Source organism: Anaerotruncus sp. DFI.9.16 (genome assembly GCF_024461615.1).
Lineage (GTDB): Bacteria > Bacillota > Clostridia > Oscillospirales > Ruminococcaceae > Anaerotruncus > Anaerotruncus massiliensis.
In genome coordinates this window covers 100,191-122,290 of record NZ_JANFZX010000002.1, presented here as the reverse complement: position 1 = coordinate 122,290, position 22,100 = coordinate 100,191, and the positions used below count along the sequence as shown (strand labels likewise).

Sequence of the window (22,100 nt, the reverse complement as noted above, 5' to 3'; positions counted from 1 at the left end):
ATTTCCTCCTTGCAGGCGTTTGATAAGGTTTCTGTAGTCATGGGGGCGGGGGGTTCAGTCCGCCCCGAGGGCTTTTTCGGAGACGGCGGCGACCCGCCGCTGAATCTCCCCGAGGTCGAGTCCGGGGATGCGGCGGTCCTGCACCAGGCGGCGGCCGCCGACGAACACGTCGGTCACATCCGCGCCGGTGGCGCAGTAGACGACGTTGGAGCTCACGTTTTCGGCGCGTCCCGTCCGCAGCGGCGTCATGTGCGGGCGGGAGGCGTCCACGAGGATGAGGTCGGCCAGCTTGCCCTGCTCGATGGTGCCGAGCTCGTTTTCGAGGCCGAAGAGCTTCGCGCCGTTCACGGTGGCCATGTCGAGCGCGTCGTGCGCCGTGAGGGTGCGTACCCCGCCGTGCAGGCTGTGGACGAGCAGCAGGCATTTCATCTCGCGGAAGAGGTCGTTGGAGTTGCTCCACACGGCGCCATCGGTGCCGAGCGCCACGGTGACCCCCGCCTTCAGAAGCGCGGGGATAGGGGCGAGTCCGTCGGCGATCTTCATCTCGCAGATGGGGGTGTTCACCACCTTGGCGCCCCGCTTTGCCATCAGCGCGATCTCCTCCCCGTCGAGGTAGACCGCGTGGGAGCCGATGTATTTTTCCGTCAGCAGGCCGCAGCGGTCGAGCGCCCTGACGGGGCTTTCACCCATCCGCTCCACCGCGGCCGCGTGGCGCCAGGGGGTCTCCGCGAGGTGGCTCGTGAAATGGCAGCCGCTCTTTTCGACGATCTCCCATACCCGGCGCAGGCGCTCCCGGGTGAATTCCTCCTCCGGCAGCGTGCCGAGCAGGGGGATGAGGCCGTACTCCCGGCAGCGGGACCGGAAGGCCTCGAGCATCCCGTCGGTCAAAAACCCGTCCGAACGGTAAAAGTCGTATCGCACATCCTCCGCCGGCGCGCCGCGCAGGCCGATCTTCGCAAACGCCTCCTGCGAGAGGGGCCCGAGGCTCCAGTACATGTTCTCCACCAGCATTGTGGTGCCGCTGAGTAGCGCCTCGGCATAGGTCAGCAGGCGGGCGTGGTAGCGGTCCTCGTCGGTGACGCGGTCGTAATACCAGTTGTGTTCCGCAAACCGCTCCATCTGCTCGCCCAGCGTGGTGTTGTCCGCGCCGCCCTTGGCAAAGCCCATATCGCCGTGGCAGTGCCCGTTCACGAGCCCGGGCATCACGATCTTTCCGCGCGCGTCCACAAAGGCGCGCCCGTCCGCCGCCGTAAGCGGATGGGGCCCCGCGTAGGCGATGCGGCCGTCCGTTATGCCGACGCTGCCCGAAAGGGGCTTGTAGCGGTCGTGGGCGGAGATGATCACGCCGCCGGATATCACGGTATCAAACATCTTCTTCTCTCCCACAGAAAGCAGGGATTATTCCGGAATCCCCTGCAGAATGGTCAGGCTGGCCGAGACGCCCAGCCGGTCGGCGCCCGCTTCCACCACGGCCGCCGCGTCCTCGTAGGTGCGGATCCCGCCGGAGGCCTTGACCTGCAGCTTGGAGCCGACCACGCCGCGCATGAGGGCGACGTCGTGAGGGGTCGCGCCGCCGGTGCCGAAGCCGGTGGAGGTCTTGACAAAGTCCGCTCCCGCGCGCATCGCAAGCTCGCAGGCGGTCTTCTTCTGATCGTCGGAGAGGTAGCAGGTCTCGATGATGACCTTCGTGAGGGTGCCCGCCGCGGCGTCCACAACGGCCTTGATGTCGCGGTAGACAGTCTCGTCGTCGCCCGCGAGCAGGGCTCCCACGTTGATGACCATGTCCACCTCCTCGGCGCCGCGCCGGATGGCGTCCTGCGCCTCGAACGCCTTCACCTCGGGGGTGTTCGCGCCGAGCGGGAAGCCGATGACGGTGCAGACCCTGACGCCGCTGCCGTCCAACAGGCGCCTGGCCTGTTCGATGTTGCAGGGGTTGATGCAGACCGACGCCGCGCCGATCTCGAGCGCCTCACGGCAGATCTGCTCGACCTGCGCGGGGGTGGCGGTCGCCTTGAGAATCGTGTGGTCCATCATTTTGGCTAACTGTTTTCTGTTCATATCCGGTCCTCCTTGGCCTTGTTTTGGTTAAAGCATCTCCTGTTCCTTCAGGATGGTTACGATTTTTTGTTTGTCGGACTCACTTACCTCGCTCAACGGGGCTTTCATCCGGCCGAGCGGCGCGCCGACAAGTTCGCCGACGAATTTGTAGGCCGCCATAAAGGGCCCGATCTTCATCGCCTGGCGCACGCGCAGGATCTTTTCCTGCATGGCCCTCGCGGTCTCCCAGTCGCCCCTGTCGATCGCCCCGCAGATGCCGACGATGAGCTTGGGGAAGATGCAGGTCAGCAGGGAGAAGACGCCCACGCCGCCCAGCAGGCTCGTCGTGAGGATCTGTGCGTCGCTGCCGGCCATCAGTTCAAAGTGGCGGTCCCTGCCGATGAGGCGCAGCATCGTCTGCTGGTGGATGATGTCCTGCGTGCTGTCCTTGTAGCCCCACAGGTTGGGGACCTCGGAAAAGAGCCTCCCGATGAGCTCGGGGGAGAGCTTGTTGCCCGTCTCGGGGGCATTGTAGAGATAGACGGGCAGCTTGGTCTGGCCCGCGATCCCCGCGAAGTAGCGGTAGAGACCCTCCTCGGTGTATTTGTAGACGAGGGGCGGCGTAATGATGATCGCGCCGCACCCGCATTCCTCATACCGCTTCATGCAGTCCACGGCCATGTCGACGCTGTTGTAGATCAGGTTGCCGAGCACGGGAATCCGGCCGTCCGCGGCCTTGACGGCCCTGCGCACCGCTTCCACGCGCTGCTCGGTGGGGAACATGAGCGCCTCGCTCGCGAGGCCGTTGACAAATACGCCGGTGATGCCGTTTGTGATCAGGTATTCGATCTCCTCTTCGAGCAGCGCAAAGTCAATCCGCCCGTCGGCTGTGAACGGCGTGATGACCTCTGAGGCGGGCCCGTGGAACAAGAGCTCCTTTTGCATGGTCTGCTGACCTCCTGTGTGGAAATTTGAAATTGCGTTCACTCTGCAGGTGATTGCTTGTTGCAGTTCCTACTATATGGCATTTCCGAGCGTTTTTCAAGCAAATAATTGAAATTTAGATCAATTTTGTCAAGAAAACCAGAATAAGAATGCGTATTTATTGGTTTTATCCTTAAATAGTGAGAATTTGTTCAAATTATTGCTTCCGAAATTACAGATATGGGCGAGGACCAAAAAAAACCGGACACGATTATTTCCGGAAAAACGAATAAAACACAAAAAATTGAAACTATTCTCGAAAAGTAAAAACTAAATTTGAAATTTAGTCCAAATCTATTGACAAAGCAATCATTTTTTTCTATTCTAGAGAAAGAGAAGGAAGCAAAATAATGGGAATCAACCGTGGGGGGAAGACGATGAACAGAGATGGGCAGCTGCTCTATACCGTCGCGCGGCTCTACTATCTGGACAACCTGAACCAGGCCGAGATTTCGGCCGAAATGGGGCTGTCGCGCCCGAAGGTGTCCCGCCTGCTCGCCAAGGCGCGCGAGGACGGGATCGTGAATATCCAGATCAGCCCGCCGCCCTGCGGCGACGTGCACGAGCTGGAGGAGCGTATCCGGGCGCGGTTCGGGCTCGAGCATGTGCTGGTGACCGAATCGCCCTACGCGGACGACAAACGGGCGCTGGCCGATACCGTGCGGCAGGCCGCGCCCTTTTTCCAGGGCTTCCTGCGGGACGGGGACAAAATCGGGATCGCATGGGGCTATACGCTGCTGAAGCTGGCGGAACATCTCCAGGAGGTTTCGATGCCCGCCTCGGTCATCCTCCAGATCGCCGGGAATCTCGACAACGCCGACAGCAACAACTTCGCCAATGAGATCGTGCGGCACTTTTCCCAGAAGCTGGGGGTCAAATCGCTCAACACGCTGCCCTGTCCGGTGGTGGTGGAGAACTCCATCATTGTGGACCTTCTGCTGCACGACTCCAAGATCAGCCACATCATCAACCAGGTCAACGGCGTGGACGTGGCGTTTCCGAACATCGGCGTGCTCAGCGAGGAGAACTGCCTGTGGCGCACCGGATACATTTCCACAGAGGAGCTTCAGCAGCTTCACCGGAGCGGTTCGGTGGGCTGCATCTGCTGCCGCTTCATCAACAAGCGGGGGGAGATCGTGGACCCCTCCCTCGACGAGCGGACGATCAGCATCGGGCTCGAGGCTCTGCGCAGCGCCCGCCACTCCTGCGCCTGCATCGCCAGCGACGACAAGGTGCCCCCGCTCGTCGGCAGCCTGCGCGCGGGGCTGGTCGACGTCCTCGCGATCGACTCCCGCACGGCGGAGACCCTGCTCGCCTACGCGGAGGATTAGGGACGTGAAACAGGACCATAAAAAAGGACGCATCTGCGTCCTTTTTTTGCGCGCCGGGGCGAACCCCGCGGAATAGAGAGACACACCCTCCGCACATTCCAAAGAATGTGCGGAGGGTGTGCTTCTTTGCGGTGCGATATCGTGAATGAGAGGAGGTCAAACCAGGTCGGCCTTCAGCCGGGGTTCCCGGACGGACGCCTTCGTCAGCAGCTCCCTACCGACGCGGTTGACGAGCCCGCACATCCCGGCCTCGTCGATGCGGGTCAGCTTCCCGTCCCTGACGACGGTTTCCCCGTTGACCACGACGTCCTTCACCATGCGGGGGTCGCCGCTGATGACGATGCAGGCCGCGGGGTCGTTGCAACCGCCGGCATACTGCAGCTGGTTCCAGTCCATGACGACCAGGTCGGCCGCCATATGGGGCGCGAGGAAACCGATGTCGTCGCGGCCGAGCGTTTTGGCCCCGCCGGCCGTGGCGAGATAGAGGATGTCCTCCGGGCCGACGGCGTCCCGGCCCCAGGTGAGCCGGTTGACGAGATAGGCGCTGCGGATCTCCTCCATCATGTTGGAGGAGTTGCTGCTGGCCGCGCCGTCCACGCCGAGGCCGATGCGGCTGACGCCCGCCTTGAGGTAGGCCGGGATGGGGCTCACGCCGGAATTCAGGAACATGTTGGAGATGGGGCAGTGCGCGATGCCGGTGTTCGTCTTCGCCATCTGCCGCACCTCCTCCTCGTTGATGTGGACGCAGTGCGCGTAGTAGAAGCGGTCGCCCAGCAGGTCGTGCCGCCGGAACCATTCAAAGGGGCGGCAGCCGAATTTTTCGAGGGTGAATTCGGTCTCGTAGCGGCTTTCCGCCAGGTGCCCGTGCACGAGCAGGTCGTATTTTTCCGCGAGGTCGAGCGCGGCGCGCAGGCTTTCGAGGGTGCCGTACTGCGGCATGCTGGGCGCGACGCCCACCCGGCACATGGAAAACCGCGACGGGTCGTGGTAACGCTTCACGAGGCGCTCGGTGTCCGCGATGATCTCCTCCGGCGCGCTGATGATTTCGGGCGGGACGATGTTGCTTGCCAGCGATTCAAAGCCGCGGTTGGGATGGAACCGGATGCCGATCTCCTCCGCCGCCAGGATCGTCGCCTCCACCAGCCCCTCCACCGGGTGGGGATAGAAGAGGTCGTTGGAGGTGGTGCAGCCGGTTTTGAGCGCGTCGCCGAGCCCGGCGTAGACGCCCGCCCGGGCGACCTCCGGAGTCAGGTCCTTGAAGATTTCAAACATTACCTGGAGCCACGGCTCGAGCACCAGCCCGTTTGCAACGTTGATGTTGCGGATGAGGGACTGCCAGGTGTGGTGGTGGACGTTGACGAACCCCGGGAGGATGACGCGCCCGGAGGCGTCGACCACCTCGTCGATGGGGGTGGTCGCGCGGTGCTTTTCGGCGAGGCGCTCGCCGACGTCCACGATCTCATTCCCGCTGATCAGCAGGTCGCCGTGGCGGTAGCGGCGGCGGTCGCCGTCCATCGTCAAAATCCAGTCGGCGTTTTGGTAAAGGATGGTTTTCATGAGGAGCCCCCTATTCTGATACGGTGTCTTTCGCCTTCTTTTCGGCGGGGATCAGGACGCTGAGCAGGATGGCGGTGATGGCGGTGCCCGGCAGGCCGCTGAGCATCGAGGTGACCCAGAAGGGGAAGGCCGCGAGGCTGTCCGCCACCGCGCTGAACCCGATGCCGACCGCCAGCGAAATTCCCACGATCGTGGTTTCGCGGTTGCCCATCTCGCAGTTCTTGAGGATGTTGATGCCCGAGAGGATGATGACGCCGAAGGTCATCAGCGCCACGCCGCCGAGCACCGCGTTGGGGACAAGGGTGAAGACGGCGCAGATTTTCGGGCAGATGCCGCAGAGCATGACCAGCACGCCGGTGATCGCGATTACAAAGCGGCTGGTGACGCCGGTGAGGCCGCAGAGGCCGAGGTTGGCGCTGATCGAAATGGTCGGGCAGAGATTGAAGAGCGAGCCGAACACGCTGCTGATCCCCTGCGCGAGGATGCCGCCGTGCTGTTCCTTTCCGGTGGGCAGCCGGTTTTCGGCGAGGTTGGCCGCGGTGGTCTGATCGCCGAGCAGCTCGAGCAGGGCCACAAGGCAGAGGAAGCTGACCGTCACGATGGTGCCCAGCTCAAAGCGGATGCCGAAGTGCAGCGGCTGCGGCACCCGGAGCCACGCGGACTGGATCATTTCGGAAAAATCCAGCTTCCCCATAAAGCCGTAGACCGCCGTCATGACGACCATCGAGACGAGCGCGGCGCATTTTTGCAGGAGCCCCTTCGTAAACCGCTGGAGGAAGAGGGTCAGCAGGATGGTGCCGCCGGCCAGCAGGTAGTTGCTCAGGGAGCCGTAGTCGGCGCTCCCGGTGCCGCCCGCGCAGTAGCCGATCGCCACGCCGCACAGGCTGATGCCGAGAATCGCCACGATCGTGCCGGAGATGTAGGGCTTTACCAGCTTTGCAATTTGCTTGTAGAGCCCGCCCCATACGATCAGGCAGACGACGCTGCCGACCAGGCAGGCGCCCGTGAAGGTGTCGAGCCCGTGCTGGGCGGCGATGGCGATGCCCGGCGCCACGAAGACGAAGCTGTTGCCCAGAAAGACCGGCAGCCGCGCGCCGACGGGACCCGCGCCGATCGATTGGAGGATGCTGGCGATGCCCGCGACAAACAGGCAGGCGGCGATCAAAATGGTGATCTCCGAGGCCGGCAGGCCGATTCCGCCGCCGATCAGCAGCGGGATCGGGACCGTGTTCAGCAGCAGCACCGGCAGATGCGTAAATCCAAGGGCGATCGCTTCCCGCAGGGGGGGACATTCGTTGAGCCCGTAGCCTTTTGGAATTTTCTTAAACATTCTGTTTCCTCCTTACTCACGAGAAACTCGTGACACACACAGAAATCAGCTTTCCAGTGCTCTCCGCGGGAATTCGCGCGCAGACCCGCTGATGAAAATGGAATGTAACAAATACGATTGTTACATTTACAAAATACCACATTGCCAAAAGGCTGTCAATCGTTACATCGACAGAAATAAACCCGGATTTGTTGTATAAAACGCTTGAAATGGAGCAAATTTTTTAATATTTCCACCCGCCGGCTGAACGAATGGATGGGATCGCTTGCGTTAAACCTGATGTAACATAACGATGTTACCAAAATGTGTTTCACTGATTATTCGAAAACTTCACGCGGAATACTTGATGAAAAGGGATTGCTGTGCTAAGATGGAAAAAAAGACAGGATGCGTCCCAGAAACGGCAGGTGAGGCTTTTGAATATCCGGGAGATCGCACGGCAGGCGGGGCTTTCCATCGCCACCATTTCCCGCGTCATCAACCATCCCGAGACCGTGGCGCCCGAGACGAGGGAGCGCGTTTTGGGAATTTTGGAGTCCTGCAACTATTCGCCCAAGCTGGCCGCCAAGCCGCCCAGGAAAAAAACCGGCGCCGTCGTCCTGATCGTTCCGGTCCTGCCGCGGTATTACGGCATCCTTGCCGGCATCCGCCAGGTCCTGCAGGCCAACGGCTACCAGCTGACGATCTGCGAGACGAGCGGTTTTCGGGGCGGGGAGAACGGAAGCATCCGCGCGGTCGCGGCCTCCCGGCCGGACGGCGTGATCCTGGTGCGCGGCTCCGAAGCCCCGCCGGAGCTCGGGCCGCTTAGACAGGCGGGGATTCCCGTCGTTCTGATCGGGAAGTGCGCGGACGCGGAGAGCGAGAACAATTGCAGCATCAACTTCCAGGACGCCGCCGCCAAGCTCACCGCCCACCTGATCGACATGAAATACACCCGTATCGCGCTGGTGCAGACCGAGGCGGACTATCCGGAAAAGCCGCAGATCACGGCGGGCTTTTTGCAGGCGCTTGCGGCGGGCGGCCTGGACGCGGGCGGCTGCCCCATCCTGGAAACGGAGGACAGCGTCCGGGGCGGGTACATCGTTTTAAAGGAGATGCTCGCGGAGGGGGAAGCCCTGCCGCAGGCGTTTTTTGCCGCCGACGACGGCATCGCGGTCGGCATCATGAAGGCGGCGCAGGAGGAGAAGCTCGCGGTTCCCCGCCAGCTGGCGGTCGCCGGCTTCACGGACTCCGAGATGGCCACGGTCGTCTGCCCGGCGCTCACCACGGTGGAGCATCCGTATGAGCGGCTGGGGACGGTGGCCGCCCGGCGGCTGATCGACCTTATCGAGAACAGCGAGCTTTACGACATCGAAACGCAGGAGATCGTGCTGAAATCCAAGCTGAAGATCCGCAAATCCTGCGGCAATAAGAAGAATATCTATGAGCAGTTCGAGTGAGGGGAGGGGAAGCGGTATGTGCACAGCGGTGGATTTTATGGGCCTGCCCCTGAAAAACCCGGTCATCGTGGCGGCCGGTCCCTGGTCGCGGGACGCCGCGTCGATCCAAAAGGCGATCGACGCGGGGGCGGCGGCCGTCGTCACCGAAACCATCACACTGGAAAAGAGCCAGCTTCTCCGGCCGCGCATCTACCGGCAGGAGGGGCGGCTACTTAATACGACGCTCTACAGCACGCTGTCCTTCGAGCAGCTGGAGCGGGAGCTTTCGCAGGTCCGGAAGGGGGACAGCTTCCTGATCTGCAACATCCGCGGCGGCACCCCCTCCGAGCTTGCCTACACCGCCACGGCGGTGGAGCGCTTCGGCGCGGACGCGCTGGAGCTCTGCTGCTTCACCCCCATCGGGACCAAGATGGAGAACCTCGCGATCCATCCGGATGAGATCTACGAGATGATTCGGCAGGTCACCCAAAAGGTCTCTGTCCCCGTGATGGTGCGGCTGCCCCATCACGCGGCGTCCTCCCGGGAGTTTGTCCAGGCGGTGGAGCGCGCCGGGGCGAAGGCTGTCAGCGCGATCGAAACCCTCTCCGGGCTCATCGGGGTGGACGTCGAGCGCGGCCGCTCCCGGACGCCCACGATCGGCGGGTATTCCGGCCCGCATATCCGTCCGGTTTCGCTGGCGGCGACCGCCATGCTCAGCCAGCTGGCGGACTGCCAGATCGCATCGATGGGCGGGGTGGAGGACGCGCTCAGCGCGCTGGAATTCCTCATGCTGGGAGCTTCGGTGGTCCAGCTGGGCTCGGCGGTCCTGCTGGGAGGATACGGGCGGATCACCCGGACGGTGAAGGATCTGGAGGCGTGGATGCGGGCGCACCGGTACGGCTCGGTCGAGGAGCTGCGCGGGATCGCGCTGGACTCCCTCTCCCCCTTTGAGGAGATCCTCACCCGCCGGCTGCACGCCTCGCTGGATTCCCCCTGCGGGCAAAGCTGCGGGGAGGTCGGCTGTCCCTGCGTCACCGCCTGCCTCGACGGAGCGGTCGTCCGGGAGGGGGACCGCGTCCGAGTCGTCCGGGAGCGGTGCTCCGGCTGCGGGCTCTGCGTTTCGCTCTGCCCCGGCGGACATTTTTCCCTGCGGAAATAGGCGCACATATCAAAAGAGGCCGCTGAACCTGTTCAGCGGCCTCTTTTGATATGGGTTGCCTTTACGGGTTGACGAGCGCGGGCCCGTCCCCTCCCTCCACCCAGGCGAAGATCTCCCAGATATTGCGCTCATAGTCGAGGAAGTAGGCGGCCCGCGAACCAAATCCGAAGGTCTCGGGCTTGCTGATGCAGACCACTCCCTTGGAGGTGAAATCCTCGTAGATTTCGTCCACGTCCTCCACCCGCGGGACCTTGATCGCGGTCATGAAGTTGTGCGCCTCATCCATGAGGTTCTGCTCGCCCATGATCTCGGCGACGGCGTCCCGCGCCCAGATTGCGATCGTCGCGCCGCGGAAGGAATACTCGATAAAGTTGGGGTTTTCCACTGTCGGCTGGATCCGCTTCGGCTGGAATCCCCACTTGTCCTCAAAGAATCGGCGGGAACCGTCAAAGTCCTTCGGGAAAAAACAGATGGCTTCAATGTTGTCCAGTTTTTCAACCGCGCTCATAAAATCGCTCCTTTATATTTATTTTTACCGCGTGGTTATGCGGCCGGGTACCTGGTGCCTGGGGCGGGCGGAAGCGCCCGAAGTCACAGGGAGGAGAGCTGCCGGAAAGCGCCGCCGCGCAGGGAGGCGTACACCTCCCGGTAGACGCGGTGGAGTCGGCGGTAGGTCTCGGCGTTTTCCGGGATCGGCGGCACGGTATGCGAGATGTGCACCATTTCGCGCGCACCCTCCCGCACGTCGTCGAAGAGGCCCGCGCCCACCGCACCGATGATCGCCGCGCCGACCAGCGTCGCGTCCGCGACGGCAAGCACCTTGACTTCCGTGGCGAACATGTCGGCAATGATCTGCCGCCAGAGGCGGGATTTCGTGGCGCCCCCCGTGATGGCGAGGGAACGGATGGAGACGCCGGATTCCCGCATTGTCTCGTACATGTCCTTCGCCTCGAGGGTGATCCCCTCCATGACGGCGCGGAGCAGGTCGTTTTTGGTGCTCGAGAAGGTCAGCCCCGCGAAGACCCCTCTGGCATCCGGGTCCCAGTTGGGATACCCGCTTCCGGTCAGGTGGGGAAGGAAGACGACCCCGTTTGAACCGGGCGGGCTTTGTTCGGCGCGGATATCCATCAGCCGGTAGGCGTCCGTGCCGGTATCTTCCGCGTGAGCGCATTCCGCCTCCGCGAGGACGTCGCGCGCCCACCGATAGGCGCTCGCCGCCCCGAGCTGGTTGGCCTCCAGCTCGCAGATGCCGAAGGCGGGGGAGAGCGGGGCCATCAGACCGGCAGTCTTGCTGAGGTCGAGGGACCGCGCGCCCGCCACGAGAAAACCGGAGGTGCCGAGGGTAAGGGAGGCCATGCCGTCGCTCACAACGCCCGCGCCGATGGCGGCGCACTGCTGGTCGCCCGAACCGGCGATCAGCGGCAGCCCCTCCGGAAGCCCGGAGCGGGCGGCGGCCGCGGCTGAGACCGAGCCGATTCGCGCGCCGGATTCCACGAGGGGAGGCAGCTTTGCACGGTCGATACCGGTCGCCGTCAGGATGCGGTCGGACCAGCCGCGCGCGGCGAAATCCACCAGCCCCAGCGTGCAGGCGGCCGTCAGCTCGGCGCGCAGCTCCCCGGCGCCGAACCGGTAGGACACATAGTCCCCGAGGTGTACGATCCACCTCGCGCGGCGGTATGTATCCGGGTCGTTTTTCAAAACCCAGACGAGCTTATGGATGGCGAAGGGAGGCGAGACGGGCATCCCGCTGATGCGGTAGAGTTCGCCAGGATCGATCCGTCCGGCCGTTTCGTCGATCGTCTCCGCCGCACGCTGGTCCTGCCAGCCGTAGAGGCGGCGGTCGATCATCCGCATTTCATCGTCCAGGAAGCCGAACGTCGACCGCTGGCAGGAAAAACTGGCGCAGGCGAGCTGGGAGGGGTCGACGGCCGCCGCTTCCACGGCGCGCCGGCAGGCATCAAAGGTCTTTTCGACGATCTCCTCCGAATCCTGCTCCACCCATCCGGGTCGGGGATAGGCGGCGCCGTATTCCCGGTACCCCTGCCCCGCCACCGAGCCGTCCGTCCCGATAATCATCGCTTTCGCGCCGGTGGTGCCCACGTCGATTGCCGCGATATAATGTTCCAAACAGAGCTTCTCCTTTCCCGGCCCGTCAGAGGAGGCCGATTTCCTTCATCTGGTCGTACGCGTCGATGATCTGGCCGGACGCCCGCGTCCCGATGAGTTCCGCCCCGGCCTTGATGAAGGCGTAGGCGTTCTGGGGACGCGGGAATTTGACGCCGGCCACCTTCAGCCTGACCCCGGTGCCCGTGAGCGCCTTTTTCATGACAAGGAACTGGTCCATGCTGGGGCCCTCGTACTGTCCGGTGGAGGTTTTCGCGTAGTCCAGTCCCGCCTCGGCGATAAGCCCGCATACCCGCGTGATCTCCTCATCCGTCAGGAAGCACACTTCCAGGATGACCTTGGTCAGCGCGTCCTTCCCGGCGATCCGCTTGAACGCGTCCAGCTCCGCCTTCGTCACGTCGTAGCGGCCGTCGCGGACCGCCCCGACGTTGATGATCAGGTCGAGGGTGTTGCAGCCCGCCCGGAGCGCCTCCTCCATCTGGGCGATCTTTACGGGCAGGGGGGAGGACCCGAACGGGAAGTCGATTCCCGTTCCGATCAAAAGGTCGCTCCCCGCCAGCTCCTCCCGGACGACAGGGGTCCAGTAGCTGGTCGCGGAATAGAACGCCGCGCAGTTGTAGGCGCGCGCGGTGCGGCAGCCCTCCCGGATCTCCCGTTCGCAGGCGTTTTTGGGGAGCACGCTGTGGTCGAACAGCTTGCCGAGTTCCTTTTTGGAGATGTGCGCAAGATCAACCATCCGAATCCCTCCAGCAATCAGTAGGCTTTTTCAAGCAGGCGGGTGATGTCGGCGGCATCCAGGGTCTGATAGTCGTTATCCAGCCCCACGCCCATATAGGCGACCGTCGCCTCGGCGATCGCGCGCACGTCCGGGCCCACCCCGACCTCGCGCAGCGTCTTGTCGAGCCCGATATCCCGGAGCAGCGCCCTGATCTCATCGATCGAGCCGGCCAGCAGTTCCTCGTCGGAGCGGCCCTCCGTCTTAGCCGCGGGGTTCAGCAGCTTCCCGACCACCTTGTATTTGTCCGGATTGGAGCGCATGTCGTACTCGTAGACGACCGGCGCGAGCGCCGCCAGGAATTCGCCGTGCACGACGTTGTCGATGCCGCCAGCGGCATGGGCGACGGCATGGCAGTTGGTCACGCCGCCCATCGAGATGGCAATGCCCGCCAGCGTGTCCGCCAGCGCCATCTGCGAGCGGGCCTCGAGGCTGCCGCCCCGTATGACCGCCTCGCGCAGGTATCTGCCGACTATTGAGATCGCCCGCTCGGCGTAGAGGTCGGAGATGGGGGTGGACATGCGGCTGGTGTAGGCCTCGAGCGCGTGGCAGAAGACGTCGAAGCCGGTGCTCGCCGTAATCCTCGGAGACAGGCTGAGCATGAGCTCGGGGTCGATAATCGCGTGCCTGGCCCAGGTGTAGTCGCAGCCGAAGCCGGGCTTTTCCTTTGTTTCGGGGTTGGTGATGACCACATACTGGGTCACGTGGCTGCCGGTGCCCGACGTGGTGGTAACTGCAACGACCGGTAAGGTCGCGCCCGTGATCGCCTGCCGTCCGCCGCTCGGGGTAGGGGCGAAGTCCCAGATCTTTCCCCGGTGCCCCGCCGCAATTGCGATCCCCTTGGCGGCGTCGATCGCGCTGCCGCCGCCGAGGCCGATCAGGACGTCGACGCCGCTGTCCATGGCAAGCGCCGCGGCCCGGTCGACATCGACCGAGAGCGGATTGGGGCTGATATCGGTGAACGCCACCGACGCGACGCCGCTGTCCGAAAGGATTTTTTCCAGCCGCGCGAGCAGGCCGTTTTCCCGGAAGAAGGGCCCGGTCGTGACGATCATCGCCTTTTTCCCATACTGCTTTACAACTTCTCCGGCCTCCCTGATTTTCCCGGGGCCAAAGGTGAGCCTGACCGGCGTGTTCCAATTGAATTCCATGGTGTTCCTCCTAAAGCTGGGATGTGTTTGCGCGAGCAAAACATCCTCTGGTTTGTGGACGGCCCCGCGGTTCAGTCTTCCGGCCGGAGGAGCTCCCGCGGGTCGTACCGCGCGAGAACCCGTTCCCCGGCCTCGCGCGCGGCCTCCATGATCCGTTTCCGGTCCACGCGGCAGAGGCTGCGGTCGCGCATGACCGCGCGCCCGCCGATATAGCTGTCGCGCACGTCCTGCCCCGTCACGCTGTAGGCGAGGGTGGAGAGGACGTTGTCGTAGTGGCCGAGGCGCAGCGGGCAGAGGTGGGGCGCGTCGGTATCGATCGTGATGAAATCGGCGCGCTTGCCGACTGCGATGCTCCCGAGCTCCTCTTCCAGCCCAAAGACCCGCGCCCCTTGGATGGTGGCCATCTCGAGCGCCTGTCGTGCGCTGACCGCGCGGACGCCGCCCGTGATCGCGTGCAGGAGCAGGATCCCCTTGATCTCGCGGAAGAGGTCGTTGCTGTTGTTCCACAGCCCGCCGTCGGTGCCGAGCCCGACCGGGACGCCCGCAGCGAGGTAATCGGGGATCGGCGCGACCCCGTCAGCGATCTTCATCTCGCAGAGCGGGGTGTTGACGACGCGGAAATCGGCCCTGCCGAGCATCCCGACCTCCTCCCGGTCCACCTGCACCGCATGGGAGCCGATGATGGGGGCGATATTGAGAAGCCCGCGTTCCTGGAGGTAGCGCACGGGGGTTGTGCGGAAATGCTCGGCGATGTGGCGGGACCGCCAGTCGGTCTCGGCGAAATGCTGGGTAATGAGCACCCCGCTGTCGCGCGCGAATTCCTCGATCAGGCGCAGCTGCTCCTCGTCGAAAAATTCCTCCGAAAGGCTGCTGACGACGGGCAGGATGCCCTGTTCCCGGCACTCCGAAAAGAACGCCGCATAGTCCTCCCGCAGGGCTTTTGCCCCGCCGGCGGCGAGACGGTCCTGGATGTCGTCGGAGACGCCGCCCCGGATTCCCGTTTCGGCCATCGCCCGTACCGAGTCCTTCCCGAGGGAGGTGTACTCGTGCTCGAGGAGGAAGGTGGTGCCGGACATGATCGCCTCGATATAGGTCAGCTGGCGCGACCAGAAGAGGTCCTCCTTCGTGAGGTCCTCCAGGAAATAGCGGCGCGGCTCGTAAATTTCATTCTGCTCCAGCAGTGTGAGGCCGTCCCCAAGCCCCCGCAGGACGGTCATGTCGCCGTGGACGTGGCCGTTGACCATGCCGGGGAAGATGATTTTGCCCGCCGCGTCGACGCGCTCCCGCGCCTCGCCGGGGAGCGCGCCCTCGCATACCGCGGCAAACCGTCCGTCCGTCACGCCGATGGAGCCGACGAACGGCCGGCAGCCGGGCTCCATCGTGACGATGATGCCGTTTTCAAGTTTCAGATCAAACATGCGACCCCTGCCTTTCAATGGCGGAAGCGGCGGGGAACCCGGGGCTCCCCGGCCGCTCCCGTCCTTTGGTTCGTTTAGGCCTTCGCGGAGGCCTCGTCGTCGACCACCTCGCCGTAGATCACCGGCTCGGGGTTTTCGCCGCGCTTGAGCGCGGGCAGGTAATTGTCAAAGAAGTCGTGGAAGAGGCGCATGATCTCCTTGCGGTTCCCGATGATCAGCGTGACCGTCAGCAGGATGAAGACGGCGCTGATGAGGTCCTGCAGGGCCCAGATCGCGGCGACGTCCAGCGTGGAGAGGAAGACCAGCGGCAGGACGTAGTAGCAGATGTGGGCGTATTTGAGCACGGGCGTCAGCCGCCGCTTGCCCAGACAGAAGTTCAGCGACTTTTCGCAGGAATAGAAGAGCGCGATGATCGTCGTCCAGACGAAGAAGCCCAGGATGATCGCCATCAGGTAGGCGCCCCACTCGCCGTAAGCCATGCGGAAGGAGATCGTGGAGAGCTGGCCGCTGGTGATGTCGCCGTAGTCGATGTAGGAGTTGGTGATGATCAGGGTGAGCGCGGTCATCGTGCAGATGACGATGGTGTCCACGAAGATTTCGCCCCACGCCCACGCGCTCTGGCGGACCGGATGGTCGGTCCTGGCCGGGGCGTGCAGGACGATGCCGAGCCCGGTGCCGGCGTCGTTGGAATACATCCCGCGCGCGAGGCCGTAGCGGACCGCGTCGCGGACGGTGGCGCCCGCAAAGCCGCCGACGCCGGCGATCGGGGTAAAGGCGTGGGAGAAGATCGAGCCGAAGGCCGCGGGGATCCGGTCATGGAAAATGACCAGGATGCCGACGCAGGCGACGATATAGAGGATCGCCATGAAGGGGACGGCCTTTTCCGCAACGGCGGAGATCCGCTTGAGGCCGCCGGCGACAGTGATGAACACCGTGATGCCGAGGAAGGCGAGGATGAAGCGCTTGTCGATGCCGAACGCCTCGTGGATCGAGTTGGTGAACGCCTCGCTCTGGGTCAGGTTGGACCAGGGCCCGGAGATGACGCACCACAGGCCGACCAGGAAGCCGCCGACCTTCCAGCCCATGGCGTCGCGCACGACGAACGCTCGCTCGCACATGAACTCGTTGGAGGATTTATACCGGACGCGGTAGCGCTGCCCGAGGATGATCTCGGCCGCCTTGGTGGACATGCCCACCAGTCCGGCGACCCACATCCAGACGATGGCGCCAGGGCCGCCCATCGTGACCGCCGTCGCGACGCCGGCGATGTTTCCGACCCCGACCGTGCTGGCGAGCGCCGTGCATCCGGCCGCGAAGCTGGAGATGGTCCCCTCGCCCTTTTCCCCCTTCTTGAAGAGCTTGCCGATGGAATTCTGGAACATGAACTTGAGGGAGAACTGGTATTTGAATTTGAACTTGATCGTCATGTAGATACCGATGCCCAGCAGGGCGATCGTCATCGGGGTCCCCCACAGGAAATTGGCGACCGCCTGTATGCCGTTAACCAGGAAATCCATTATCTTTCCTCCTCATCTGATCTGTCAGGTGAATACGTCCAATGCGGAATTGAATTCGGAAATCAGGTCGTCAATGTCCTCCGTTCCCACCGAGACGCGCAGCAGTCCCTCGTGGATTCCCATCTTGAGGCGGATTTCCTCGGGCACGCCGTAGTGGGAGGAGGAAACCGGATGGGACATGCTGGTGCGCAGGCCGCCCAGCGTGGTCAGGTATTTGACGAACTGGAGACGGTGCAGGAATTCGTTGATCTTCTCCCGGTCGTCCGCCACCGAAAAACTCAGCATCGCCCCGCAGCCGTGGGGGAACATCCGCTTGGCCAGCTCCCGCTGCGGGTGGGTGTCGAGGCTCGGATGGTTGACGCGCCGCACGTGCGGGTTTTTAAGCAGCGCCCGGGAGAGCAGTTCGGCGTTTTCGATCTGCTTTCTGACGCGCAGGCCCATCGTGCGGACGCTGCGCAGGCAGAGCCACGAGGACACCGGGTCCGCGCAGCAGCCGGTCAGGATATACTGGTTGCGCAGCTCCGCGCCGATCTCGGGATTGTTGTAGGTGATGGAGCCCGCCGTCAGATCGCTGTGGCCGCCGAAATACTTGGTGAGGCTGTGCATGACAAGGTCCGCGCCGTGCTCCAGCGGCTTGATGACGAACGGGGTGGTAAAGGTGCTGTCCACCATCAGGACGGCGCGCGCACCGTGCGCGACAGCCGCGACCTCGTCCAGGTCCACCAGCGTGGTGAGCGGATTGGAGATCACTTCGGTGTAGAGGACCTTTGTATTGGGCCGGATCGCCTTGCGGATTTCGTCCGGGTTGGTAAAATCGGCATAGCTTGTCTCAATCCCGTACCGGGGGAGGATGTTGTCCATCAGGTCGATCGTCTCGCCGTAGAGCGAGCTGTTGGCCAGGATGTGATCCCCCTGTTTGGTGCAGGTGTGCAGGGCAAGGTTGATCGCCGCCATGCCGGAGGAACAGACGAAGGTCTTCTGCCCGTTCTCCAGGTAGGAGATCGCCTTGCCCAGCGCGTTGCGGTCGGGGTTTGCGATCCGGTTGTAGACGTAGCCGTCCGCGTCCACCGTTTCGACGAGCTCGTGCAGGTCGCCCATGGCGTAGGCGCTGGCGAGGAAAATCGGGGGTGCGTCCGCATGCAGGACGTCCCCGTCCAGCTCGTCTCCCGCGTAAAGAAGCCCGGTATCGTCTTTCATTTGGTTCATCATAACTCACCTCAAAAATTGGTATCGCCGGTGTCCGGTGAATGGTTCCGCGCCGTCCGGGGCCTGTCGCGACCAGGCCCGACGGTACGTGGGAATTTTAACAGTTGCCCGCTTGACGACCTCATTGTAGACCTTGACGCTACGTAAAGGTCTATTCACGTTTTGTTGGAGAATCGAACAAAATATTCTGTAGATTTAGCCAATTATTGATCAAACAAGCCAATACAACCCGCGTGTGGGAAATACAAAACGGCCGGCCTGGCAGGGCTGTTTCAAACGTCAACAATCCTGTCAGGCCGGCCGTCCGGCGGGCCGCGGGACCTTTGGTTCCCGTTTTTTCAGAGGAGGATCTGGATTTCGTACTCCGCCCGCTCGTACTCCTTGAGGTTGTCCTCATACTCGTTGGCGATGACGAGCGTGTGCGGGGGCGGCTCCCGGATGTAGTCCCGGATGCGGTGGGTGTCGATGTCGTCGAGGAAAATCCGCGAGCGAAAGCAGAGGTACTCCCCGGCGGGCAGGCTGCGGATGCCCGGGGAGAGGACGGCGGGCTTCTCCCGGAGGTAGACGAAGTAGCCGGCCTCCAGAAAGCGGCCCTCGAGCATGGCGTCGAAATCCATCAGAAAGCCGTATTGGCGGCGGTAGGCGAGGCGTTCCTCCTGCTTCCGGCTCTTCAGGGCGGCCAGCCGCACCGCCTTTTCGTCGACGGGCTCCCCCGCGAAACAGGGGGTGTTGAGGATATACCGCTCCTCCAGATGGACGCGGTAAAACTCCTCGGGCGGTCTGCCGGAGGCCCCGTAGGTGAAGTATTCGATATACCACTCGATGTCCCGCAGGATTTTTTCCGATTCCTCGATGGCGCGCCGCTGCTTTTCCCGCTGCTCGTTGAGGTGGGAGAGCAGCGTTTCCACGCTTCCCGAGAGGATGACCTCCTTGATGCTCTCGAGCGACAGGCCGAAGCTCTGCAGGTACTTGATGCGGTCGATGTAGTGAAACTGCTTGAAGGAGTAGTAGCGGTACCCGGTGTCCGGGTCGGTGTAGGAGGGGGAGATCAGCCCCATGGAATTGTAGTAGCGCAGGGTGCGCGTTGTAATGCCCATCAAGGCCGCGGTTTCGCCAATGGTATACAATTCTTTCATAACGCACCTCCGTTGTTAAATCAACCTGACATGATTATACCAATACGATCATATATTGTGCAAGTATGATTTTGTGCATATAAATCTCTTGACAAGTGGGCCCGCAGACGCTACTATATTTGTATATACAGGAACGTTCAAGTAAAGGCGGAGAGGGAGGCTGCCGCGCCGGGGACGGTTCCTGTCTATCCCGCTTGCACGCCAAATGCCTGTCTACAGGCGTTTGGCACGACCCTGTCCGCTTGCTTGACATTGTCCAGACACGTAATATAATGAAGGAGGATACATAAAAATTTCCAACTGCTGATAAAGCGTCGGAAACCGGAGGGAAAGTATGGTACTGGACAAAAACAGCCCGAAGCCGCTGTACGCGCAATTGGAGGACATCCTGCGCACCGCGATCCTCAACAAGGAATGGGAAGTGAATCATGCCATCCCGTCTGAGATTGAACTCAGCCGGATGTACAGCATCAGCCGGATGACGGTGCGCGCCGTCATTACCCAGCTGGTGAACGAAGGGATGCTCTACCGCGTGCAGGGGAAGGGCACGTTTGTCGCCGAGCCCAAAATCTCCACGAAATCGCTGGCCTACATGGGCGTGCGCGAGCAGCTGGAACGGATGGGTTATCAGACCTCGACCCGCCTCGTCCGCTTCGAAACGGTCAGGGCGAACGCGCACATCGCCGGAAAGCTGGGGATCACCCGTGGGGACGAGGTCGTCTTCATCGAACGGGTGCGCCTGGTCGAGGGCTGCCCGCTCAGCCTGCATCTCTCCTACCTGCCGAAGGCCATGTGCCCCTCCCTCACGGAGGAGTACCTGGAGACCGAGCAGCTCTGCGTGATCGTGGAAAAACAGTTCGGACTGAAGGCCGCCGCGGTTTCCGAATCGCTCGAATCGGTGCTGGCCACCGAGGAGGAGGCGGAGCTGCTGGAGATCGACCGAAGGTTTCCTCTCCTGATGCTTGAGGACGTCAACAAGTCCCCGGTTGGGCGCATCTTTGAATACAGCAAGGTGCTCTTCCGGGGGGATAAGATCAAACTCCATTTTGAATACGAAACCAAATAATCAGGCATTCGGCCGCGGTATGCCGCAGGGAGAGCGGGAAACAGCCGCGTTCCGCCTGCCGGAAAGCGAGGCTGTTATGAACGGCAATCTGTTTGTCCGCGTTTTGAGGCGGGCGAGGGAGTCCTCGACCGCCTGTGCATCCATCAACATCCTCAACTACAACACCGCGCGCGCGGTCATCCACGCGGCCGAACGGGCGGGGCGCCCGGTAATCCTGCAGCCCTCCGTCGGTACGGTGCGGCGCTATGGGGTCTCCGAAATGTTCCGGATGATCGACGGGCTGCGTTCGGCGGCGTCCGTCCCCGTCGCGCTGCATTTGGACCACTGCAGGGACGAAGAACTGGCGCGCGCCTGCGCCGACGCCGGATGGGACGCGGTCATGATGGACTATTCCGCGCTGCCGCTGGAGGAGAACATCCGGAAGACCCGTGAAATGGCCGCGTACGCGCACCCGCGCGGCGTTGCGGTTGAGGGGGAGGTGGGCGTCATCTTGGGCGTGGAGGAGGAGGTCTCGAGCAAGACCGCCAGCGCCGCGTCCTATGAGGACACGCTCGCCTTCATCGAAGGGGCGGGCGTGGACGCCATCGCGCCCTCCATCGGGACGGCTCACGGGCTGTATACCGGCGTGCCGGCGCTCAATTTCGGGCTGGTGGAGCGGCTCGCCGCGCAGCCGGTCCCCATCGTCATCCATGGCGGCACGGGGCTGCCCGCGGCGGATTTCCGCCGGCTGATCGCCCTCGGCGCCGCGAAGATCAATCTTTCCACCGCGCTCAAGCAGGTCTATCTCGGGGAGTCCCGCAGACAGCTTGAGAACCCGGACGTCGCCCCGGTCGCCTTCGACGAGGCGGTCGAGAACGCGGCCTCCCTGCTGATGGAGAAGTTCATTCGGCTGTTCGCCGGGGAGGACGTCGAGCTGTGAAACCTGTCACGGTAGGCCCGGCCGGTCGGGCTGCTTACGAATGCGACCTGCACAGCCACACGACCCGGTCGGACGGGAACGACACTCCCCGGGAGTCGATCGACCGCGCGGCGGCGCGCGGGCTCAGGGTCCTCGCAATCACCGACCACGACGTCCTGCCGCCGGCGGAGGTATCCCTCCCCGACGGGAGCGTCCGGGAAATCCACGCCTATGCCGGGGAGCGGGGCGTCTGCCTGCTGCGCGGCATCGAGTTTTCCTGCGAAACGGAGATTCAGGACGTCCACATCGTCGGCTTCGGTTGCGACTGGGAGGGGCCGGATATGGCCCGGGAGGTTGCCCGCATCGCGGAGAGCAAGTCGGGCTCCTACCTCGAGCTCATCCGCAGGCTGAACGAACGGGGCTACCGGATCGATCTCACAGAGCTGCTCGCCGCGGGCGGGCGGGAGATCCCCGTCGCGGAGCTGCAAAAGAAAGCGATTTTTGACTACATGGCGGCAATGGGGTACGTCTCCGCCTGGAGCGAGGCGAAGCTCCTGGTCCGGGAGGACCCCGCCCTCAATGTCGAGCGGGAGAAGCCCGGCGCGCTGCGGATCATCGAGGCGATCCACCGCGCGGGCGGGACGGCGATCCTCGCGCATCCCTATCTGATTGACGAGCAGGTCCGCTTCCAGGGGGAGCGGATCGGGCGGTGGCGGCTGATCGAGCGGCTGGCCGGGGCCGGGCTCGACGGCATGGAGGTGCGCTATACCTACGATAAGACGACCTGCAGGGACCGCCGCCCGCCGGAAGCGATCTGGGCGGAGGTGCGGTCGCGGATGCCGGAGGGGCTGTTTGCCTCGGGCGGCTCCGACTATCATGCTGATTACAAGAAAGGACAGGACAATCCGCGCGACCTCGGGGAATGCGGGCTGACAATGGAAGAGTTTTTATCCGTCCCCGTCTTCGCGCGCCTGTACCGGACGGGAGGTTAAG

19 protein-coding genes are annotated in these 22,100 nt (G+C 63.2%); 6 read left to right on the top strand and 13 right to left on the bottom strand.

What is annotated here, in order from left to right:
• Window positions 1-54: 54 nt before the first annotated feature.
• Genes NE609_RS02435 through NE609_RS02425 form a run of 3 tightly spaced genes read right to left on the bottom strand, consistent with a single transcriptional unit; the run spans window position 55 to window position 2,982 of the window.
• Window positions 55-1,371, bottom strand: a complete 1,317-nt coding sequence (locus NE609_RS02435) for an amidohydrolase family protein (protein WP_256151586.1) — start codon at window positions 1,369-1,371, stop codon at window positions 55-57.
• Between the two features lie 27 nt (window positions 1,372-1,398).
• Complete coding sequence (gene deoC / locus NE609_RS02430) at window positions 1,399-2,058, bottom strand: deoxyribose-phosphate aldolase (protein ID WP_256151585.1); 660 nt, start codon at window positions 2,056-2,058, stop codon at window positions 1,399-1,401.
• Window positions 2,059-2,085: 27 nt separating this feature from the next.
• A complete protein-coding gene (locus NE609_RS02425) occupies window positions 2,086-2,982 on the bottom strand; it encodes a dihydrodipicolinate synthase family protein (RefSeq protein WP_101552217.1) in 897 nt (298 codons plus the stop codon).
• A gap of 389 nt (window positions 2,983-3,371) precedes the next feature.
• On the opposite strand from NE609_RS02425, the gene NE609_RS02420 reads away from it, so the two are divergent.
• A complete protein-coding gene (locus tag NE609_RS02420; RefSeq protein ID WP_256151584.1) occupies window positions 3,372-4,352 on the top strand; it encodes a sugar-binding transcriptional regulator in 981 nt (326 codons plus the stop codon).
• A 156-nt stretch (window positions 4,353-4,508) separates the two neighbouring features.
• On the opposite strand, the gene NE609_RS02415 is transcribed toward NE609_RS02420, so the two are convergent.
• Window positions 4,509-5,909, bottom strand: coding sequence for an amidohydrolase family protein (locus NE609_RS02415; protein ID WP_121586066.1), 1,401 nt, complete (start codon window positions 5,907-5,909; stop codon window positions 4,509-4,511).
• A gap of 10 nt (window positions 5,910-5,919) precedes the next feature.
• On the bottom strand, window positions 5,920-7,239 hold the full coding sequence (locus tag NE609_RS02410) for a uracil-xanthine permease family protein (RefSeq protein ID WP_101552211.1): 1,320 nt from the start codon (window positions 7,237-7,239) through the stop codon (window positions 5,920-5,922).
• Window positions 7,240-7,655: 416 nt separating this feature from the next.
• Between NE609_RS02410 and NE609_RS02405 the strand changes: the two genes are divergently transcribed.
• Together NE609_RS02405 and NE609_RS02400 are read left to right on the top strand one after the other, a co-directional pair.
• Window positions 7,656-8,678, top strand: a complete 1,023-nt coding sequence (locus NE609_RS02405; RefSeq protein WP_243166267.1) for a LacI family DNA-binding transcriptional regulator — start codon at window positions 7,656-7,658, stop codon at window positions 8,676-8,678.
• A 16-nt stretch (window positions 8,679-8,694) separates the two neighbouring features.
• A complete protein-coding gene (locus tag NE609_RS02400; protein WP_256151583.1) occupies window positions 8,695-9,816 on the top strand; it encodes a 4Fe-4S binding protein in 1,122 nt (373 codons plus the stop codon).
• A 61-nt stretch (window positions 9,817-9,877) separates the two neighbouring features.
• Here NE609_RS02400 and NE609_RS02395 read toward each other — a convergent pair whose 3' ends face one another.
• From NE609_RS02395 to NE609_RS02360, 8 genes are all read right to left on the bottom strand, one after another.
• Window positions 9,878-10,324 (bottom strand): VOC family protein, encoded by a 447-nt coding sequence (locus NE609_RS02395; protein WP_101552205.1) that lies wholly within the window; start codon window positions 10,322-10,324, stop codon window positions 9,878-9,880.
• Window positions 10,325-10,407: 83 nt separating this feature from the next.
• Window positions 10,408-11,943 (bottom strand): FGGY-family carbohydrate kinase, encoded by a 1,536-nt coding sequence (locus NE609_RS02390; protein WP_256151582.1) that lies wholly within the window; start codon window positions 11,941-11,943, stop codon window positions 10,408-10,410.
• Window positions 11,944-11,968: 25 nt separating this feature from the next.
• Window positions 11,969-12,676 (bottom strand): deoxyribose-phosphate aldolase, encoded by a 708-nt coding sequence (gene deoC, locus NE609_RS02385; RefSeq protein WP_256151581.1) that lies wholly within the window; start codon window positions 12,674-12,676, stop codon window positions 11,969-11,971.
• A gap of 17 nt (window positions 12,677-12,693) precedes the next feature.
• Window positions 12,694-13,866, bottom strand: a complete 1,173-nt coding sequence (locus tag NE609_RS02380) for an iron-containing alcohol dehydrogenase (protein WP_121586061.1) — start codon at window positions 13,864-13,866, stop codon at window positions 12,694-12,696.
• A gap of 71 nt (window positions 13,867-13,937) precedes the next feature.
• Window positions 13,938-15,284 carry an amidohydrolase family protein gene (locus tag NE609_RS02375; protein ID WP_256151580.1) on the bottom strand — a complete coding sequence of 449 codons (1,347 nt, stop codon included), beginning with the start codon at window positions 15,282-15,284 and terminating at the stop codon, window positions 13,938-13,940.
• A 74-nt stretch (window positions 15,285-15,358) separates the two neighbouring features.
• Entirely contained in the window at window positions 15,359-16,801 is a 1,443-nt protein-coding gene (locus NE609_RS02370; protein ID WP_121586059.1) for a sodium:alanine symporter family protein, read from the bottom strand.
• Between the two features lie 24 nt (window positions 16,802-16,825).
• Window positions 16,826-18,007: a PLP-dependent aspartate aminotransferase family protein gene (locus tag NE609_RS02365; protein ID WP_256151579.1), complete on the bottom strand. Its 1,182-nt coding sequence runs from the start codon at window positions 18,005-18,007 to the stop codon at window positions 16,826-16,828.
• Between the two features lie 338 nt (window positions 18,008-18,345).
• On the bottom strand, window positions 18,346-19,143 hold the full coding sequence (locus NE609_RS02360) for a helix-turn-helix domain-containing protein (protein ID WP_101552193.1): 798 nt from the start codon (window positions 19,141-19,143) through the stop codon (window positions 18,346-18,348).
• Window positions 19,144-19,477: 334 nt separating this feature from the next.
• Between NE609_RS02360 and NE609_RS02355 the strand changes: the two genes are divergently transcribed.
• The 3 genes from NE609_RS02355 to NE609_RS02345 all read left to right on the top strand — a co-directional run bounded on the left by NE609_RS02355 (window position 19,478) and on the right by NE609_RS02345 (window position 22,099).
• Window positions 19,478-20,209, top strand: a complete 732-nt coding sequence (locus tag NE609_RS02355) for a GntR family transcriptional regulator (protein ID WP_121586057.1) — start codon at window positions 19,478-19,480, stop codon at window positions 20,207-20,209.
• A gap of 76 nt (window positions 20,210-20,285) precedes the next feature.
• Entirely contained in the window at window positions 20,286-21,128 is an 843-nt protein-coding gene (locus NE609_RS02350) for a class II fructose-bisphosphate aldolase (protein ID WP_158595546.1), read from the top strand.
• Entirely contained in the window at window positions 21,125-22,099 is a 975-nt protein-coding gene (locus tag NE609_RS02345; RefSeq protein WP_256151578.1) for a PHP domain-containing protein, read from the top strand. The genes NE609_RS02350 and NE609_RS02345 overlap by 4 nt, the downstream gene beginning before the upstream one ends.
• The last annotated feature ends 1 nt before the right edge of the window (window position 22,100 follow it).

Coding starts and splice junctions, on each gene's coding strand:
- NE609_RS02395 (WP_101552205.1), bottom strand. CDS start 10,324: ATGAGCGCGGTTGAAAAACTGGACAACATTGAAGCCATCTGTTTTTTC.
- NE609_RS02380 (WP_121586061.1), bottom strand. CDS start 13,866: ATGGAATTCAATTGGAACACGCCGGTCAGGCTCACCTTTGGCCCCGGG.
- NE609_RS02400 (WP_256151583.1), top strand. CDS start 8,695: ATGTGCACAGCGGTGGATTTTATGGGCCTGCCCCTGAAAAACCCGGTC.
- NE609_RS02350 (WP_158595546.1), top strand. CDS start 20,286: ATGAACGGCAATCTGTTTGTCCGCGTTTTGAGGCGGGCGAGGGAGTCC.
- NE609_RS02365 (WP_256151579.1), bottom strand. CDS start 18,007: ATGAACCAAATGAAAGACGATACCGGGCTTCTTTACGCGGGAGACGAG.
- deoC (WP_256151585.1), bottom strand. CDS start 2,058: ATGAACAGAAAACAGTTAGCCAAAATGATGGACCACACGATTCTCAAG.
- NE609_RS02415 (WP_121586066.1), bottom strand. CDS start 5,909: ATGAAAACCATCCTTTACCAAAACGCCGACTGGATTTTGACGATGGAC.
- NE609_RS02410 (WP_101552211.1), bottom strand. CDS start 7,239: ATGTTTAAGAAAATTCCAAAAGGCTACGGGCTCAACGAATGTCCCCCC.
- NE609_RS02420 (WP_256151584.1), top strand. CDS start 3,372: ATGGGAATCAACCGTGGGGGGAAGACGATGAACAGAGATGGGCAGCTG.
- deoC (WP_256151581.1), bottom strand. CDS start 12,676: ATGGTTGATCTTGCGCACATCTCCAAAAAGGAACTCGGCAAGCTGTTC.
- NE609_RS02370 (WP_121586059.1), bottom strand. CDS start 16,801: ATGGATTTCCTGGTTAACGGCATACAGGCGGTCGCCAATTTCCTGTGG.
- NE609_RS02425 (WP_101552217.1), bottom strand. CDS start 2,982: ATGCAAAAGGAGCTCTTGTTCCACGGGCCCGCCTCAGAGGTCATCACG.
- NE609_RS02375 (WP_256151580.1), bottom strand. CDS start 15,284: ATGTTTGATCTGAAACTTGAAAACGGCATCATCGTCACGATGGAGCCC.
- NE609_RS02355 (WP_121586057.1), top strand. CDS start 19,478: ATGGTACTGGACAAAAACAGCCCGAAGCCGCTGTACGCGCAATTGGAG.
- NE609_RS02435 (WP_256151586.1), bottom strand. CDS start 1,371: ATGTTTGATACCGTGATATCCGGCGGCGTGATCATCTCCGCCCACGAC.
- NE609_RS02360 (WP_101552193.1), bottom strand. CDS start 19,143: ATGAAAGAATTGTATACCATTGGCGAAACCGCGGCCTTGATGGGCATT.